Here is a 16,410-nt window from a genome sequence, read left to right on the forward strand (position 1 = left end):
AGAGCGCGCACGCGCCGGCGCTGAGAGGACGTGCGGGCGGCTCGTCGGCGGGGTGGGGCTCGGGGTGTCAGGCACGGGCGGCCGGCTCGTCGGCGGGGTGGGGCCCCGGGGTGTCAGGCACGGGCGGCCTCCCGCAGGCTGTCACCGGCGGTGAGCTTGCGCAGTGTCAGCCCCTTGGGGGATTCGACGAACCCGGCCTCCCGCAGGGCACGGCCGACCGCGGTGCCGTAGACGAACTCTCCGTTTACCTGTTCGACGGTGAGGGTTTCGAGGCGTCGCTTCTTGGCCGTCTCGGCCAGATGGCGCGCGGCCGCCTGCAGTGTCGTGTCGGCGTCGGTGAAGGCGAGGGCGCTGCGGCCCCCACGTTCGAGATACAGCGTCAACTCGCCGTCGACCAGCACGACGAGCCCCCCCGCCTTCCGGCCCGGTCGGTGGGTGACGCCCTCGATGGCGGGCCAGCCGAGGGCCGCGCCGTAGGGGTTCGCGGGATCGGTCGCGGCCAGGGTGACCGTGCGCAACGGCGGAGGATCGGCCACGGCGGCGAACTCGCGGAGGCGGTCCACGGTGGCCGAGGCGGCGAACTGGGCAGCCCCGAGCTTCTCGATGACGTAACCGCGTCGGCAGTGCCCGGCTTCTTCGAACCCCGCGAGGATGCGGTATACCTGGGCGAAGCCCCCGGGCACGCCCTCGGACTGCACGGCTCCGCGGGTGACGACGCCGTAGCGGTCGAGGAGCAGGCTCGCCGCGGCGGTCGCCCGAGCGGCGGCATCCTGCTCGCGCTCGGGCAGCAGTGACCACCGGCCGCCGAGGGTGGGCGGACGAGGAGCCGAGGTCGCTCGCGGCATAGTCGCGCCACGGTACATGCGCGCGCGAGGAGCACGACGGGCAACACGGTGCGATTGACCTCCGCCGCTCAACAATGTGCGGACGGGGGCGAAGGTGTCATTGGTCACCCGCCCGGCCCACGTCAGCGCCCACAGGGCGTCGTTGACCGACTGCTCGTTGTCGGCCCCGGCCAGCTGCTTCAGCTGCGAGGCGAAGTACGCTCCGCCACCGGAGAGAGCGGACAGCAGACGCGCCTCCAACGAATCGGGTGCGGGGTCGTCGGCATCCGCGGGGTCTTGCAGCGTGAAAGGTGCCGCCTCCGCCGGATGCAGCGCGATCCAACCGTCGCGACCGGGCAGGGTGCCGTGACCCGACCAGACGACCTCGCCGGTCGCGGTCAGCTCGTCGAGGAGGGCGGGCGAGTAGTCGGCGACGCGCGAGGGCAGGACGAGTGATTCCCAGGCGCTCGCCGGGATCGGCACGCCCGCGAGCTGCTCGACGACGGCGAGCACCCCGTCGATGCCCTCGAGGGGGCGGCCGAGATGCTGCCAGACCGGCAGGAAGCGCGCGTAGGCCGCCGGCGGCACTGGCTCGACACTGCCGCGGATGGCGGCGAGCGAGCGCATGCGCAGGCGCCGGAGCACCTCGACGTCGCACCACTCGGTATCGTCACCACGCGCACCGCCCGACGCCTCGGGGAGGAAGAAGCCGCTCGCCAGGCGCCCCTGCGACTCGAGACGCTGCAGCGTGAGCCGCGCGACGGCGATCCCGACGCCGAGCCGTTCGGCCACCGCGTCGGTTGCGAAGGGCGCATGTGTGCGGGCGTATCGCGCCACGAGGTCGCCCAGCGGATCGGCGAGGGGCTCGAGGAAGGCGTTCGGGATGCCGACGGGCAGCGCCGCACCGAGCGCGTCGCGCAGGCGGCCGGCGTCTTCGATGCCGGCGACCCGAGACACCCCGCCGATGGTGACGCGGATGGCGCGGCGTTCGTCGACGAGGGCCGCCAGGTGCTGTCCCGCCTCGGCCAGGGCGTCGCCCTCGGTGTCGAGGCGGACGGCGACCTCATCGGCGTCGAGGGGGCCGAGGATGCGCAGCAGGTCGGCCACCCCCTCCACTCCCCGGGCACGGCGGTCGGGGTCGAGACGCTGCGCCTCGCGCTCGAACTGCGCGATGACCTCGGGATCGAGCAGCTCCCGCATCTCGACCTTGCCGAGCAGCTCGCTCAGCAGCGCGGGGTCGACCGACAGGGCGGCGGCGCGACGCTCGGCGAGCGGGGAGTCGCCTTCGTACATGAACGCGCCGACATAGCCGAACAGCAGGTCGCGCGCGTACGGCGACGGCTGCGACGTGGTGATCTCGACGAGGCGGATGCGCCGCTCGCCGATCTGGCGGGTCACGCGCAGCAGCGCCGGGAGGTCGTAGACGTCTTGGAGCACCTCGCGCAGCGTCTCGAGGATGATCGGGAACGCCGGGTGGCGTTTGGCGACATCGAGCAGCTGGGCCGAGCGTTGCCGTTGCTGCCACAGGGGGGACCGGCGGTTCGGATTGAGACGCGGCAGCAGCAGGGCGCGTGCGGCGCACTCGCGGAAGCGGGAGGCGAACAGTGACGAGCCGCCCACCTCGTCGGTGACGATCTGCTCGAGCTCGTCGGGCTCGAAGACGAAGAGATCGGCCCCGGGCGGCTCCGCCGCGGCATCCGGGACGCGAGCGATGATGCCGTCGTCGCTCGCGACGGCGGCTCCCTCGACGCCGAGCCGCTCGCGGATGCGCGCGTTCACCGCTAGCGCCCAGGGCGAGTGCACCTGCATGCCGTAGGGCGAGTGCAGGATGATCCGCCAGTCGCCGACCTCGTCGCGGCTGCGTTCGACCGTGAGACTGCGGTCGGTCGGCAGGCTACCGGTGGCCTCGCGCTGTTCGGCGAGGTACGACAGCAGGTTGGTGATGGCGTTGTCGTCGAGCCCGGACTCGCGAAGCCGTTCCTCGGCCTTCGGTCGGTCGGCGGCGGCGATGTCGCGCGAGAACTTCCCCAGGGCTTCACCCAGCTCGGCCGGGCGCCCGATGCCGTCTCCGTGCCAGAACGGCAGCTTGCCGGGCTGGCCGAAGGCGGGCACGACGTTGACGCGGTCGTGCGTGATCTCGACGATCCGCCAGCTCGTCGTGCCGAGCGTGAAGACGTCGTTGACGCGCGACTCGTAGACCATCTCTTCGTCGAGCTCGCCGACACGGGCGTTCTGCGACTCGCCCGCGACGAACACCCCGAAGAGTCCCCGGTCGGGAATGGTGCCGCCGCTGGTGACGGCGACGCGCTGCGCTCCCGGGCGGCCCGTGAGCGTTCCGGCGTCGCGGTCCCAGACCAGGCGCGGGCGCAACTCGGCGAACTCGTCCGACGGGTATCGCCCGGCAAGCAGGTCGAGAGTGGCCTCGTACGCCGAGCGCGGGAGCGAGCGGAACGGCGCACTGCGCTTGACCGTCTCGAACCACTCCTCGACGTCGATCGAACCCAGCGCGGACGCGGCCACGGTCTGCTGCGCGAGGATGTCGAGCGGGTTCTGCGGCACGGAGATGGCCTCGATGCGCCCCGCGAGCATGCGCTCGGTGACGACGGCGGTGTGCAGCACGTCGCTGCGATGCTTGGGGAAGAGGGCCGCGCGGCTCACCTCGCCGACCTGGTGGCCGGCGCGTCCGACGCGCTGGAGTCCCGATGCCGCGCTCGGCGGAGCCTCGACCTGGATGACGAGGTCGACGGAGCCCATGTCGATGCCGAGCTCGAGGCTGCTCGTCGCGACGACGCAGCGGAGGACGCCGGACTTCAGTTCGTCTTCGACCTGGGCGCGCTGCTCCTTCGAGACCGAGCCGTGGTGGGCTTTGGCGAGGATCGCGGGAACGCCGGCCGAGGACCCCGCCTGTGCCATGGTCGCGGCGGGAACGGTCGGCTCGGGTACGTCGATGCCTTGCCGTTCGGCGTAGATCTCGTTCAGGCGACCGGTGAGCCGCTCGGCCAGACGCCGGGAGTTCGAGAACACGATGGTCGACCGCCGCTCGAGGATGCGATCGACGATGGCCTCCTCGACGTGGGGCCAGACCGACCCGGCCATCTCGGTGCTCTCTGGTCGCTCCGAGAACCACTCGCCGTCGACCGCCTCGTCGGGGGCGGGGGAGCCCGGCGGAGGTGGCGGGTTGAGCATGTCTTCGATGGGCACGACGACCGAGAGGTCGAACGCTTTCGTCGCCTTGGGGGCGACGATGTCGACGGGCTGAGCCCCGCCCAGGAACCGGGCGACCTCGTCGATCGGCCGTACGGTCGCGGAGAGGCCGATGCGCTGCGCCGGCTTCTCGAGGAGCGCGTCGAGGCGTTCGAGGCTCACCGCCAGGTGGGCACCTCGTTTCGTCGCCGCCACCGCGTGCACCTCGTCGATGATGACCGTGTTGACGCCTCTGAGCGTCTCGGCCGCCTGGCTGGTCAGCATGAGATACAGCGACTCGGGGGTCGTGATGAGGATGTCGGGCGGGGCGGTCACGAGCTTGCGCCGATCGCTCGAACTCGTGTCACCGGAGCGGACGCCGACCGTGACGGAGGGCACCTCGATGCCCAGGCGCCGGGCAGACTGGCCGATGCCGACCAGCGGGGAGCGGAGGTTTCGCTCGACGTCGACGCCGAGCGCCTTCAGCGGAGAGATGTAGAGAACGCGCGTGGTGGTCGGCGGCGTCTTGGCCGCCGTGGGCGCCGAGCGCTTGCCGCGACGCGGGGGCTCGGCATCCGGAGTGTCGGGGGCCTTCTCGCGGAAGATGCGGTCGATCGCGAAGAGGAACGCCGACAGCGTCTTGCCTGAGCCGGTCGGGGCGACGACGAGGGCGTTGCGCCCGGACGACACGGACTCCCACGCGCCCTTCTGTGCGTTGGTCGGAGCCGAGAACGCACCACGGAACCAGTCCTGCGTCGCAGGACCGAATCTCTCCAACACGTCGGCCATTCCGACATCCTCTCCCGGACCTCCGACATCGGGTCGGGGTTGACGTTCGCCCGCCGCGGAACGCCCCCGGAGAAGGCGGAGACCGGCTCCGCGCGACGGGGCCGACGTCAGCGGAGTTCGCGCAGGCTCCCGTGGCGGAGTTCCAGGCGCAGGTCGAGGTCGAGGCGCTCGAGGAACGCGTCGTCGTGGCTCACCACCAGAACGGCACCGCGGTACGCGCGCACCGCCGCGACGACCTGATCGACGGTGTCGAGGTCGAGATTGTTGGTGGGCTCGTCGAGCACGAGCAGCTGCGGCGGAGGATCGGCCAGCAGCACCCGCGCGAGGGCGACGCGGAAGCGTTCGCCTCCCGAGAGGCTGCCGACCGGTCGGGCGACGGCATCCCCCCGCACGAGGAACCGCGCGAGTCGGTCTCGAAGCTGTGCGGTGGCGATGCTCGGGGCCGCGGCGCGGACGTTGTCGAGAACGGACGCGGCGTCGTCCAGACCGTCGAGGCGCTGCGGCAGATAACCCACGCGATCGACGCTCGCCACGGCGCGGACGGATGCCGAGTCGCCGGTGCCGTGGACGAGACCTTCGAGCAGTGTGGTCTTGCCGGCGCCGTTCGGTCCCTCCAGGGAGACCCGCTCGCGGCCGGCGACGATCCACTCCCGCTCGCCGTCTGCCACCGAGAAGATGCGACGGGTCGCCGCATTGCCCGGGTCGGGCAGGTCGATGCGGACCACATCCTCATCGCGAACGCGCGCCGAGGCGTCGGCGAGGGCCGCCCGTGCGGCATCCTCTTTCCCTCGGGTCTCAGTGCGGAGGCGTCCGGCGCTCACCTGCGCCGCGCTCGCGCGGAGCCCGGCGGCGATCCCGGGTACGCGCTTCTCCGCCTGCGCCTTGCGGGCGGTACGAGAACGCGCGGCGAGCTTGTCCTGCGCCTCGATACGGTCGCGCCGCTCGCGCCGCAACGCCTGTGACGCGTCGCGCTCGGCGCGCTGCGCGGCATCCTGCTCCGTGTCGCGGTGCGCACGCCACACGCTGTAGGGGCCGGCGACCATGTTGAGGGCGTGGTCGTACAGTTCGGCCGTGGTGTCCATCTGCTCGAGCAGATGCACGTCATGGCTCACGACGACGAGAGCACCGGGCCACGTGCGCACGAGATCGACGACGCGGGCACGAGCATCGCGGTCGAGATCGTTCGTCGGCTCGTCGAGAAGGGTGACCGCCGCGGCAGCGGCTCGAACGCCCAGGAGGGCCACGAGCACCGCCTCCCCACCCGACAGTTCGCCGACCGAGCGGTCCAGCACGTCGGGGGCGAGCCCCGCCTCGGCCAGCAGCGCGTGCGCGCGGGCCTCGACGTCCCAGTCGTCGCCGACGGCGTCGAAGTGCCGGGCATCGACGTCGCCCGACTCGATGGCGCGGACGGCGGCGAGCGCCGCCTCGACGCCGAGGAGGGAGGCGACCCGGCGTTCGGGGTCGGTGGCGAGGCGCTGGGGAAGCATCGCGACCTCGCCGGTGGCGGTGACCCGCCCTGACGTGGGAGTGAGCACCCCCGCGGCGACGCGCAGCAGGGTGGACTTGCCGCTGCCGTTACGGCCGACGAGGCCCGTGTGGCCGGCGCCGAAGGCGCCGGACACATCGGACAGCGCGACGGTGCCGTCCGGCCACACGAAGCGGACGCGGTCGAACAGGAGACAGGGGGCAGAGGATGGCACGACGGGACTCCGGGAACGCGGGGTGCGCGGACGCCGGACCCGTCCGCATCAGCGGAGGGGAGCCGAGAAAACGGCGGGTCGACGGGTCAGCGCGCGGACAGGGGCGCGGAAGCGTCGACGTTCTTCACCGGAGGAGACCTCGTACTCGGGGACAGGGGTCACCACGATAATCGACCGGCGGCCATCGCGATAGTCCGGTCGCGGCACACATCCGACGGGGGTGGGTGCCTTCGGTCGGGCCACGGTCGGGCGTGTTGGTCCTGGGTCAGCTGTCGGTCGGGGCGTTCGAGGGCGGGACGGGCATCGCCGTCACGTCCCCCTTCGCGCCGGGGGCGTTTCGATCGGCCAGCCGTGCGTCGAGGAAGGCTCGGACGTCGTCGAGCTCGTCCGGGGAGATGGAGTGCGTCAGCCCGGGGTAGACCCGCCCGCTCAGCTCGCTGTGCGCCGGGAGCCACTGCGCCGTCTGATCGACCAGAGCGGCGGGGATGACGTCGTCGGCGGCGCCGCGACCCCAGAAGACCGGGGGTCTCCGCTCGGCCAGGAGCGCATCGCCCGGCAGCTCGCCGCCCGCGGCATAGCCGGCGAGAACGACCGCGAACGACACCGCGTCGGGCGCCGTGCGCAGCGTCTGCAGCGCGACGGCACCGCCCTGCGAGAACCCGAGCAGCCCGACGGGCGCGTCGCCCACGGCCTCCCGGATCCAGGCGAGCACCGACTGGGCTGCGAGGGACACCGCCCCGGGATCGCGGCCGTCGAGCCCCTCGATCGCGTACCACGACGCCCCGGGCATGGGCCATGGGGGTGCGAGCGGCGCGCGGACGCTCGCGACGACGAACGCGTCGGGCAGGTACGGCACGAGGCCGAAGAGGTCGTGCTCGTCGGAGCCGTAGCCGTGCAGGAGCAGCAGCACGGGTCGGTCTCCGCGCTCCGAGGCGGGAACCGACCACCGCACCACGGACGGATCGAGAGAGGGATGCGCACTCATGCGGCCATTGTGGCAAACGGCTCCGACATCGCCGTCGTGGGCGGGCGGCGCGCGGCGGTGCGCGGAGAGCGGAAGGGAGGAGATTCGGGCGGTGGAGGACGAGGGGCGGCCCGGGTGTCCTCCGGGACCCGGATCTCCTCCGCTCACCACCACGCCGTGGCCTCCCGCCCACGGGAACCCGTTTCCGCTGGCGGCGGACACGCGGCATCCGGCGCGGACGGTTGATATACAGGGAGCATGCCTGTGCGCACCCCCGATCCCGAACCCGGCGACAACGGCGACGAGCGCGAGCAGCTCTCGGCGTCGTTCTCAGGCGCGCGGGGAGGCCCCAACCCCAATCCGGGCTGGCTCAGCGAGGTCGAACTGGCCGAGGCGCGTCGACGCCTGCCGATGCTCTACGTCGAGGCCCTGCCCGTGCGGACGGACGGAATGGGGGCGGTGACGGAGGTCGGCATCCTGCTGCGGGCGACGCCGCTGGGCGAGATGACCCGCACCCTCGTGTCGGGGCGCGTGCGCTACGGCGAGACCGTGCGCGATGCCCTCTTCCGCCATCTCGAGAACGACTTGGGACCCATGGCGTTCCCGCTGCTCCCCCCGCAGCCGACGCCGTTCACCGTGGCCGAGTACTTCCCTCTGCCCGGCATGAGCGCCTTCCACGACGATCGCCAGCACGCGGTCTCGCTCGCCTACGTCGTCCCCGTCACGGGCACCTGCGAACCCCGTCAGGACGCGCTCGAAGTGACGTGGCTCTCGCCGGAGGAGGCGGCATCCGATGCCCTGTCGGACGAGATGGAGGGCGGTCGCGGCACGCTCATCCGTCTCGCTCTCGCCTCGGTGGGCGCGCTGCGCTGACGGCGCGTCGCGGCTCCTCCCCAGGGCGCCGAGCGACCGCTGATCCCCGCGGGGCGTTGCCGGTGTCGGTGACCCTCCCTAGGGTCGGAGGATGCCGGATTCTCCCCTCGAACCTCTCACCCTGCCGAGCGACCTCGCCGCCTGGCGTGCTTTCGCCGAGGAGCGTCCTCGCGACAAGCTCGACCGGGTCTCCGCGATCGACGCGCGGCTCGTCGCCGAGACCGATCTGACGCTGCGCGAACGTCTGGTGCTGTGGAACGACGCCGACATCGCGCTCGCCGAAGCCGCCGCCCCGTCGCACCTGATCAGCGAGTCGCACCCCGACGCCGACGTCCGCGACGCCGCCGAGAAACAGGCCCAGGCCGTGGACGCCGTGCAGTCGCGGCGCCTGCTCGACCGCAACCTCTGGGCCATCTTCGCCGACGCGGATGCGGACGCCGACGGGCTGGAGCCCGACGAGCAGCGCTTCCTGACGCAGGTGCGCCGCGACTTCCGCCGTGGAGGGGTGGACCTGTCCGAGGGGGCTCGCGAGCGCGTGCGCGAGCTCACCGACCGTGACACCGAGCTGTCCCTGACCTTCTCGCGCAACATCCGCGAGGGGCGCCGCGAGATCCGCGTGCCCGCGGCGTCGCTCGAGGGGTTGCCCATCGATTTCCGCGAGGAGCACCCGGCCGACTCCGAGGGCATGGTGACGTTGACCACCGAATACACCGATCTCATGCCGGTGCGAGAGTACGCGCGCGATCGGTCGGTGCGGCACGCCCTCGTCGGTGCCTACAACGACCTCGCGTGGCCCGAGAACGAGCCCGTGCTGGCCGAACTGCTCGCCGTGCGGGCGGAACGGGCTGCGCTGTTGGGGTACGGCGACTGGGCCGACTACGAGACCGAGACGCGCATGATCGGCTCGAGCGCCGCTGTCGCCGCCTTCCTGGAGCGCGTCGCCGATGCGGTGGCGCCGGCGGCGTCCGCCGAGTACGAGCGCGTCCTCGCACGGCTGCGCCGCGACGACCCGGCCGCGGAGGCGGTGACCATCGCCGACTTCTGGTACCTGCTGGGTGCCCTCAAGCGCGAGGAGTACGACGTCGATGCGCAGCTCGTGCGCTCGTATTTCCGTTTCGACCGCGTGCTCGACGGCGTGCTCGCCACCACGGCACGCCTGCTCGACGTCGAGTACGAACCGGTCGATGCGGCGTCGTGGCACGACGACGTCCGCACGTACGACGTCGTTCGCGCGGGCGGACGACTCGGTCGCATCCACCTCGATCTGCACCCGCGCGAGGGCAAGTACTCCCACGCGGCGTGCTTCGGCCTCGCCCCCGGCATCAGCGGCCGGACCCTGCCCGAATCGGTGTTGCTGTGCAACTTCTCGCGCGGTCTGCTCGAGCACGACGAGGTCGTCACGTTCTTCCACGAGTTCGGCCATCTCGTGCACGACATCCTCGGCGGGCACCAGAAGTGGGGGCGCTGGACGGGCGTCGCCACGGAGTGGGACTTCGTCGAAGCGCCGAGTCAGCTGCTCGAGGAGTGGGCGTGGGATCCCGAGGCTCTCGCCGCCTTCGCGCAGAACGACGCGGGCGAGGCGATCCCCGCGGATCTGGTGGCCCGCATGCGCACCGCCGACGGGTTCGGTCGCGGCCTCGAGGTGACGCGTCAGCTCGGACACGCGACGACGTCGTACCGACTGCACGTCGATCGACCCGCCGATCTGCCGGTGGCCGTCGACGGCTACTACCGTGCCGCGAGCCCGGTGACCCCCCTCGACGGCTCGCACTCCTACGCGGGGTTCGGGCACCTCACCGGCTACGGCGCCTGTTACTACACCTACCAGTGGAGCCTGGTGATCGCGCGCGATCTGCTCTCGGCGTTCGGCGACGATCTGTTCGACGCCGATACCGCAGCCCGCTATCGCCGCGAGATCCTCGTGCCCGGCGGCACGCGCGACGCCCGAGAACTCGTCGCGGCGTTCCTGGGTCGGGAGAGCACGTTCGACGCCTACCGCGACTGGCTCGCGGGGGAGTGAGTCGACGGCCGCGGCTTCCCAGAAAGGACGCCGCGGCCGGGCTTCTCGTCACCTCGATGCCGAGGCCCTCGGTTGGCGTTCGGTGTCAGGCCGTCGTCTCGCGGGCGATCGCCGCGACGAAGGCGTCGATGTCGTCCTCGGTGGTGTCGAACGAACACATCCAGCGCACTTCGCGACGCAGCTCGTCCCAGTCGTAGAAGCGGAAGCTCTGCCGCAGACGGTCTGCCACACCGGCGGGCAGGGTCGCGAAGACGCCGTTGGCCTGCGTGGGCTGGGTGAACTCGACGCCCTGGATCGAGCCGTCAGCCAAGCCCGCCTCCACGCCCGCGCGCAGGCGCTGCGCCATGGCGTTCGAGTGCCGCGCGTTCTTCAGCCACAGGTCGTCCTCGAGCAGGGCGACCAACTGCGCCGAGACGAAGCGCATCTTGCTCGAGAGCTGCATGTCGAGCTTGCGCAGGTAGGTCAGCCCGGTGGATGCCGCGGCGTCGAGCACGACGATGGCCTCTCCGATCATGGCGCCGTTCTTTGTGCCGCCGAAGCTCAGCAGGTCGACACCCGCGTCGCGGGTGAAGGCGCGCAGGGGCACATCGAGGGCGGCGGCGGCGTTGGAGATGCGTGCACCGTCCATGTGCAGGCGCATCCCGTGGCCGTGGGCGTGCGCCGCGAGGGCGGTGATCTCGTCGACCGTGTAGAGCGTCCCCAGTTCGGTCGACTGCGTGATCGATACGACCAGCGGCTGCGCGCGGTGTTCGTCGCCCCAGCCCCATGCTTCGCGGTCGACGAGCTCGGGGGTGAGCTTGCCGTCATCGGTGGGGACGGTGAGCAGCTTGATGCCGCCCACCCGCTCGGGCGCTCCTCCTTCGTCGACGTTGATGTGTGCCGTGGAAGCCGAGATCACGGCGCCCCAGCGGGGGAGCATCGACTGCAGCCCGACCACGTTGGCGCCGGTGCCGTTGAAGACCGGATAGACCTCGACGCCGTCGCCGAGCAGACCCGTGAAGAGCTGCTGGAGGCGAGCGGTGTAGACGTCTTCGCCGTAGGCGACCTGGTGTCCCTCGTTGGCCGCGGCGATCGCGGCGAGCACGTCGGGGTGGATGCCGGAATAGTTGTCGGACGCGAAGCCGCGCACCGATGTGTCGTGGAGGGATGTCACGTCTCCAGCGTAACTTTTCCCGGCTCCTCCCCAGGTGGGTCTTCCTCCTCGATTCGTCCGACCCGCGGCGAGGTGTCCGTGGCCCCGACGACAATGGGGGAATGCGATTAGACCCCGAGGCGCTCAGCATCGCCGGCGAGATGTTCTCCGCCTCGGCGATGATGCGCGCCGATCGTCTCCTCGTATACGGGTCGGTCGAGGTCGGCGACGCCAGATCGGTCGGGGACGTCCTCGTGGTGTCGGCGCAGTCATTCGGGGCGGCGGGCTACGAGCATCTGGAGTTGCGTGTGCCCGCCGATCTGTCCCGCCTGTCGGGATGGTGCTCGTGCGGACGCGGTCCCGAGTGCGAGCACTCGTGCGCCGCTGCCCTCGTGCTGTTCGACCGCATGATCTCCGCCGGTCGTCCGCCCCGCCCCGAGTGGCAGCGCTCGCTCGACGAGCTGTTCTCCACCTCGCCGGTGGTCGACGACGAACCGCCCTCCGACCTCTGCCTGTTCCTCTCGATCCGTCGGGGCGGCGGGCGTGGCCGCAGCACCGCCCTGACTCTCACCGCCCGCCCCGGCATGCGCGGCACCCGCGGCACGTGGATCAAGGGCCGCGCGGGGTGGTCCTCCCTCGCGGTGCTTCCCGCCGATCCCCGGGCGCGTGCCGCGCTCGACAGTCTCGGACGCCTGGGGCGTTCCGGATCCGGCGCGTACTCGTCCGACGAGTGGATGCCGCTCTCCGCCGTCCCTCCGCACTCCCTGTGGTTGCAGCTCGAAGCCGTCGTCGCAGCCGGAGTGCCGCTGGTGTCGGGTGCCGGCACCCACCATCCGGTGCGGATCATCGAGGAGGAGGCGACGGTCGCCGTGTCGCTCGATCGTCGGGGCTCGACCCTGCACGTGCGCGGGGTCGTCCAGGGCGTCGACGACGAGACAGCCGCCCTGCCCTCCTGGGTGGTGGGCGATCCGGCGGTCGCGGTGGTTTTCGTGGCCGACCGAGACGGCGACGGGGAGCGCATCACGCTCGCGCGTCTGTCCGCTCCCGCCACCGGACCGGTGCGCGGTCTCGTCGCCCGGTCCGGCGCGCTCACCATCGAGCAGGGGGGAGCCGAGACGTTCCTCCGCGAGTACCTCCCCCGTCTGCAACTCGACGCGCCGGTGATCTCGCCACGGGGCACGGTCGAGGTTCCTGCCGCCCCCCGGCCCGTGCTCGAGGTGCTCGTCGAGCATCGCAACGAATCGACGACGCTCGCCACGCGCTGGGATCGCTCGCCCACGCACGGTCGCCGTCACGACGACCACGAGGGGCGCGTGTGGGCCGCCGTCGGGGCCGTCGCCGATGAGTTGCGGATCGAGATCCCGGGGCCGTTCTCGACGGGAACGGCGCCCGCGCGTGCACTGTCCGCGCCGGTCGCGGCGCTCCTCGTCGTCGAGGTACTGCCGCGGTTGCGCTCGCTGGAGCACGTTCGGGTGCACCTGACCGGCGAAGAACCCGCCTACCGGGCGGCGGCGGAGGCCCCGGTCGTGCGTGTGAGCACCGGCGAGGACGACGGGAGCGACTGGTTCGACCTGAACGCCCGCGTCAGCGTCGGCGACGTCGACGTGGACTTCACCGTCCTCTACACCGCTCTGACCCTCGGCGATCGGGTACTCTTCCTCGGCGAGGGGGAGTACGTGCGCCTCGACACCCCCGACTTCGATCGCTTGCGCGCCGTGATCGACGAGGCCCGGGCGCTCACCGATCGGCCGGGTGCCGAGCTGAAGCTCAACCGTTACAACGTCGGTCTGTGGGACGACCTCTCCGAACTCGGCATGCTCGCCGCCCACGAGGCCGAGTGGTGGTTGCGCGTCCGCGGCCTGACCGACGAGGCCTCGCTCGTGCCCGTCGCCCCGCCGGTGGGCCTTCGCGCGACGCTCCGCGACTATCAGCGCGCCGGTCTCGACTGGCTTCACTTCCTGCGCGTCCAGGGGCTCGGCGGCGTCCTTGCCGATGACATGGGGCTCGGCAAGACCGTGCAGACGATCGCGATGATGGAAACCGCCCGGACGGACGACCCCGCCATGGCGCCCTTCCTCATCGTCGCGCCGACGAGTGTCGTGGGCAACTGGGCTCGCGAGTGCGCCGCGTTCGCCCCCGGCCTCGATGTGCGCGTGATCGCGGCCACACGCGCGCGGCGGTCGACCAGCGTGGCCGATGTCGCCGCGGGTGCCCACGTCGTGGTGACCAGCTACGCCCTCTTCCGACTCGAGCAGGAGCAGTACGGAGCGGTCGCCTGGTCGGGGTTGGTGCTCGACGAGGCGCAGCAGATCAAGAACCCGTCGTCCCGGGGCTATCGCGCCGCGCGCGCACTGGCGGTGCCGTTCACGCTCGTCATCACCGGCACACCGATGGAGAACAACCTGCTCGAGCTGTGGGCGCTGGTGTCGCTGGTGGCTCCGGGGCTCCTGGGTACCCGCGAATCCTTCACCGCCCTTTATCGCACGCCCATCGAGAAGCACTCGGATGCCGCGCGTCTCGACCTCCTGCGCCGGCGCATCCGCCCGTTCCTCCTGCGCCGGACGAAAGACCTGGTCGCCTCGGAACTCCCGCCCAAGCAGGAGACGATCCTCGAGGTCACCCTGCATCCTGTGCACCGCAAGCTCTACGACCGGCGCTTCCATCGGGAGCGCCAGCGCTTGCTCGGCCTGCTCGACGACGACGCCGAGGGCAATCGGTTCGCCATCTTCCGGTCGCTGACGATGCTGCGCCAGCTGGCGCTCGACCCTTCTCTCGTCGACGAGGGCGAGGCGCCGTCGGCGAAGCTCGACGCTCTGGAGGAACTGCTGGTCGAAGCCGCAGCCGAAGGACATCGTGTGCTCGTGCTCAGCCAGTTCACTCGGTTCCTGCGCGCCGCCCGTCAGCGCTGCGCCGACGCGGGTCTGTCCTCGGGCTACCTCGACGGCGCGACCACGCATCGGCAGGCCGAGATCGACCGGTTCCGCGACGGTGACGACCCCGCCTTCTTCGTGTCGCTCAAGGCGGGAGGGGTGGGTCTCAACCTTGTGGAGGCCGACTACGTCGTGCTGCTGGATCCCTGGTGGAACCCCGCGGTCGAAGAGCAGGCGATCGACCGCGCGCACCGCATCGGTCAGACGCGACCGGTGATCGTCTACCGTCTCGTGTCCGTCGGCACTGTCGAAGAGAAGGTCGTCGCGTTGCGCGAGGCCAAGGCCGGCCTGTTCTCGCGCGTCCTCGACGGCGGTGCCGACGATGACGGCGTGACCTTCGCGGGCGGTCCGCGACTCACCGCCGACGACATCCGCAGCCTTCTGGACTGACGGCTCCGTCCCGGGGCGCCACCCGGGTCTGGCCGATGTCGGAGGTCGGGTCTAGCGTGACTCTCATGTCCGATGCACAGCCTTCACCCGTCGACGGCGGGGCGTCCGGTGCTCCGGTGGGTGGCCAGCGCACCTTCCTCGCGGTGCTGGTGAACACGGCCGCGGCGAACGTCACCACGAGCTTCCTGTGGTTCGCCCTGACCTTCTGGGTCTATCTCGAGACGCGTTCGGTGCTGGCGACGGGCATCATCGGCGGCGCGTACATGCTGCTGCTCGCCGTCTTCGCGATGGTGTTCGGCTCCATCGTCGATCGCCATCGCAAGCACCGCGTCATGCTCTTCTCCGGTCTCATCACCCTGACGGCGTTTCTCATCGCTGGGGGGTTGTGGCTCGCTTTCCCCGAGGCGGCACTGCTCGACCTGGGCGGGCCCTGGTTCTGGCTGTTCGCGGGGGTCATCCTCGCCGGAGCCGTCGTCGAGAACATGCGCAATATCGCTCTGTCGACCACCGTCACCCTCCTCGTCCCCGTCGAACGCCACGCGAACGCGAATGGTCTGGTCGGCACCGTGCAGGGACTCGCCTTCGTCGTCACGAGTGTGTTCAGCGGACTGTCGGTCGGCTTCCTCGGCATGGGGTGGACGCTGGCCATCGCGATCGGTCTGACCCTCGTCGCGCTCGTGCATCTGCTGACCATCCGCATCCCCGAGGAGCGACCGGCGGCGGGTGCCGAGCCCGGCCCCCTGGTCGACCTCGGCGGAGCCGTTCGCGCCGTTCGGGCGGCCCCCGGCCTGTTCGCGCTCATCATCTTCTCGACGTTCAACAACCTCATCGGCGGCGTCTACATGGCGCTCATGGACCCCTACGGCCTCGAACTTTTCAGCGTGCAGGTCTGGGGCGTGGTGCTGGGTGTCACCGCCACCGGCTTCATCATCGGCGGCGGTCTGGTGGCGAAGTTCGGGCTGGGCAAGAACCCCATCCGGACGATGCTCTGGATCGTGATGGGCATGGGGGTGCTCGGAGCCGTCTTCGTCCTCCGCGACTGGTGGTGGCTGTACGCCGCCGGCATCTGGGTCTACATGGCCCTCATCCCGCCGGTCGAGGCGGCCGAGCAGACCGTCATCCAGAAGGTCGTCCCCTTCGCCATGCAGGGTCGGGTGTTCGGTTTCGCCGCCGCTTTCGAGTCGGCCGCGGCACCCGTGACGTCGTTCCTCATCGCCCCGATCGCCGAATTCGCGATCATCCCCTACATGGAGCGCGCCGACGGGCGCGCAACCTGGGGCTGGCTGCTGGGTGACGGCGAATCGCGCGGGATCGCCCTGGTGTTCGTGTTCGCCGGGCTCGTGATGGTGGTCGCTGCCTCCCTCGCCTTCCTCACGCGGTCGTACCGCATCCTTTCGCAGCAGTACCGCACGGCCGAGGTCAACGCCGACGTCGTCGAGACCGCGTCCGACCGGGCCGAGACCGCCCCGGGCGACGGTTCGTCGGACGTCGAGGTGGCGGACGCCGCCGCGCGCGGCATGCGCGGGGCCCCTCCCACCGTCGCGTCCGACGAACGGCGCGAGTAGCGCGGCGTCCGCTGGTACGCCGGTCGCCCATCCGTTCGAA

General features: G+C 71.3%; 8 protein-coding genes. 4 read left to right on the forward strand and 4 right to left on the reverse strand.

All coding sequences use genetic code 11. From position 1 onward, the window contains the following. Nucleotides 1–113: 113 nt before the first annotated feature. The 3 genes from MT347_RS01350 to MT347_RS01360 form a co-directional block, all read right to left on the reverse strand. On the reverse strand, nucleotides 114–4,796 hold the full coding sequence (locus MT347_RS01350; protein ID WP_243497282.1) for an ATP-dependent helicase: 4,683 nt from the start codon (nucleotides 4,794–4,796) through the stop codon (nucleotides 114–116). Between the two features lie 107 nt (nucleotides 4,797–4,903). After that, nucleotides 4,904–6,496, reverse strand: coding sequence for an ABC-F family ATP-binding cassette domain-containing protein (locus tag MT347_RS01355; protein ID WP_243497283.1), 1,593 nt, complete (start codon nucleotides 6,494–6,496; stop codon nucleotides 4,904–4,906). Nucleotides 6,497–6,761: 265 nt separating this feature from the next. After that, nucleotides 6,762–7,481, reverse strand: a complete 720-nt coding sequence (locus MT347_RS01360) for an alpha/beta hydrolase (protein ID WP_243497284.1) — start codon at nucleotides 7,479–7,481, stop codon at nucleotides 6,762–6,764. A gap of 237 nt (nucleotides 7,482–7,718) precedes the next feature. Here MT347_RS01360 and MT347_RS01365 point away from each other — a divergent pair, with 237 nt between their 5' ends. Continuing rightward, nucleotides 7,719–8,333, forward strand: a complete 615-nt coding sequence (locus MT347_RS01365; protein ID WP_243497286.1) for an NUDIX hydrolase family protein — start codon at nucleotides 7,719–7,721, stop codon at nucleotides 8,331–8,333. A gap of 91 nt (nucleotides 8,334–8,424) precedes the next feature. After that, on the forward strand, nucleotides 8,425–10,353 hold the full coding sequence (locus MT347_RS01370) for a M3 family metallopeptidase (protein WP_243497288.1): 1,929 nt from the start codon (nucleotides 8,425–8,427) through the stop codon (nucleotides 10,351–10,353). Between the two features lie 85 nt (nucleotides 10,354–10,438). Here the strand turns inward: MT347_RS01370 and MT347_RS01375 are convergent, their stop codons facing one another. Next, nucleotides 10,439–11,506 (reverse strand): low specificity L-threonine aldolase, encoded by a 1,068-nt coding sequence (locus MT347_RS01375; RefSeq protein ID WP_243497290.1) that lies wholly within the window; start codon nucleotides 11,504–11,506, stop codon nucleotides 10,439–10,441. Nucleotides 11,507–11,607: 101 nt separating this feature from the next. Here MT347_RS01375 and MT347_RS01380 point away from each other — a divergent pair, with 101 nt between their 5' ends. After that, on the forward strand, nucleotides 11,608–14,805 hold the full coding sequence (locus MT347_RS01380; RefSeq protein ID WP_243497292.1) for a DEAD/DEAH box helicase: 3,198 nt from the start codon (nucleotides 11,608–11,610) through the stop codon (nucleotides 14,803–14,805). 65 nt (nucleotides 14,806–14,870) lie between these two features. After that, nucleotides 14,871–16,370, forward strand: coding sequence for an MFS transporter (locus MT347_RS01385; protein WP_243497295.1), 1,500 nt, complete (start codon nucleotides 14,871–14,873; stop codon nucleotides 16,368–16,370). The last annotated feature ends 40 nt before the right edge of the window (nucleotides 16,371–16,410 follow it).

The sequence above is a fragment of the Microbacterium sp. VKM Ac-2923 genome (assembly GCF_022815605.1).
In the GTDB taxonomy this organism is placed as follows: domain Bacteria; phylum Actinomycetota; class Actinomycetes; order Actinomycetales; family Microbacteriaceae; genus Microbacterium.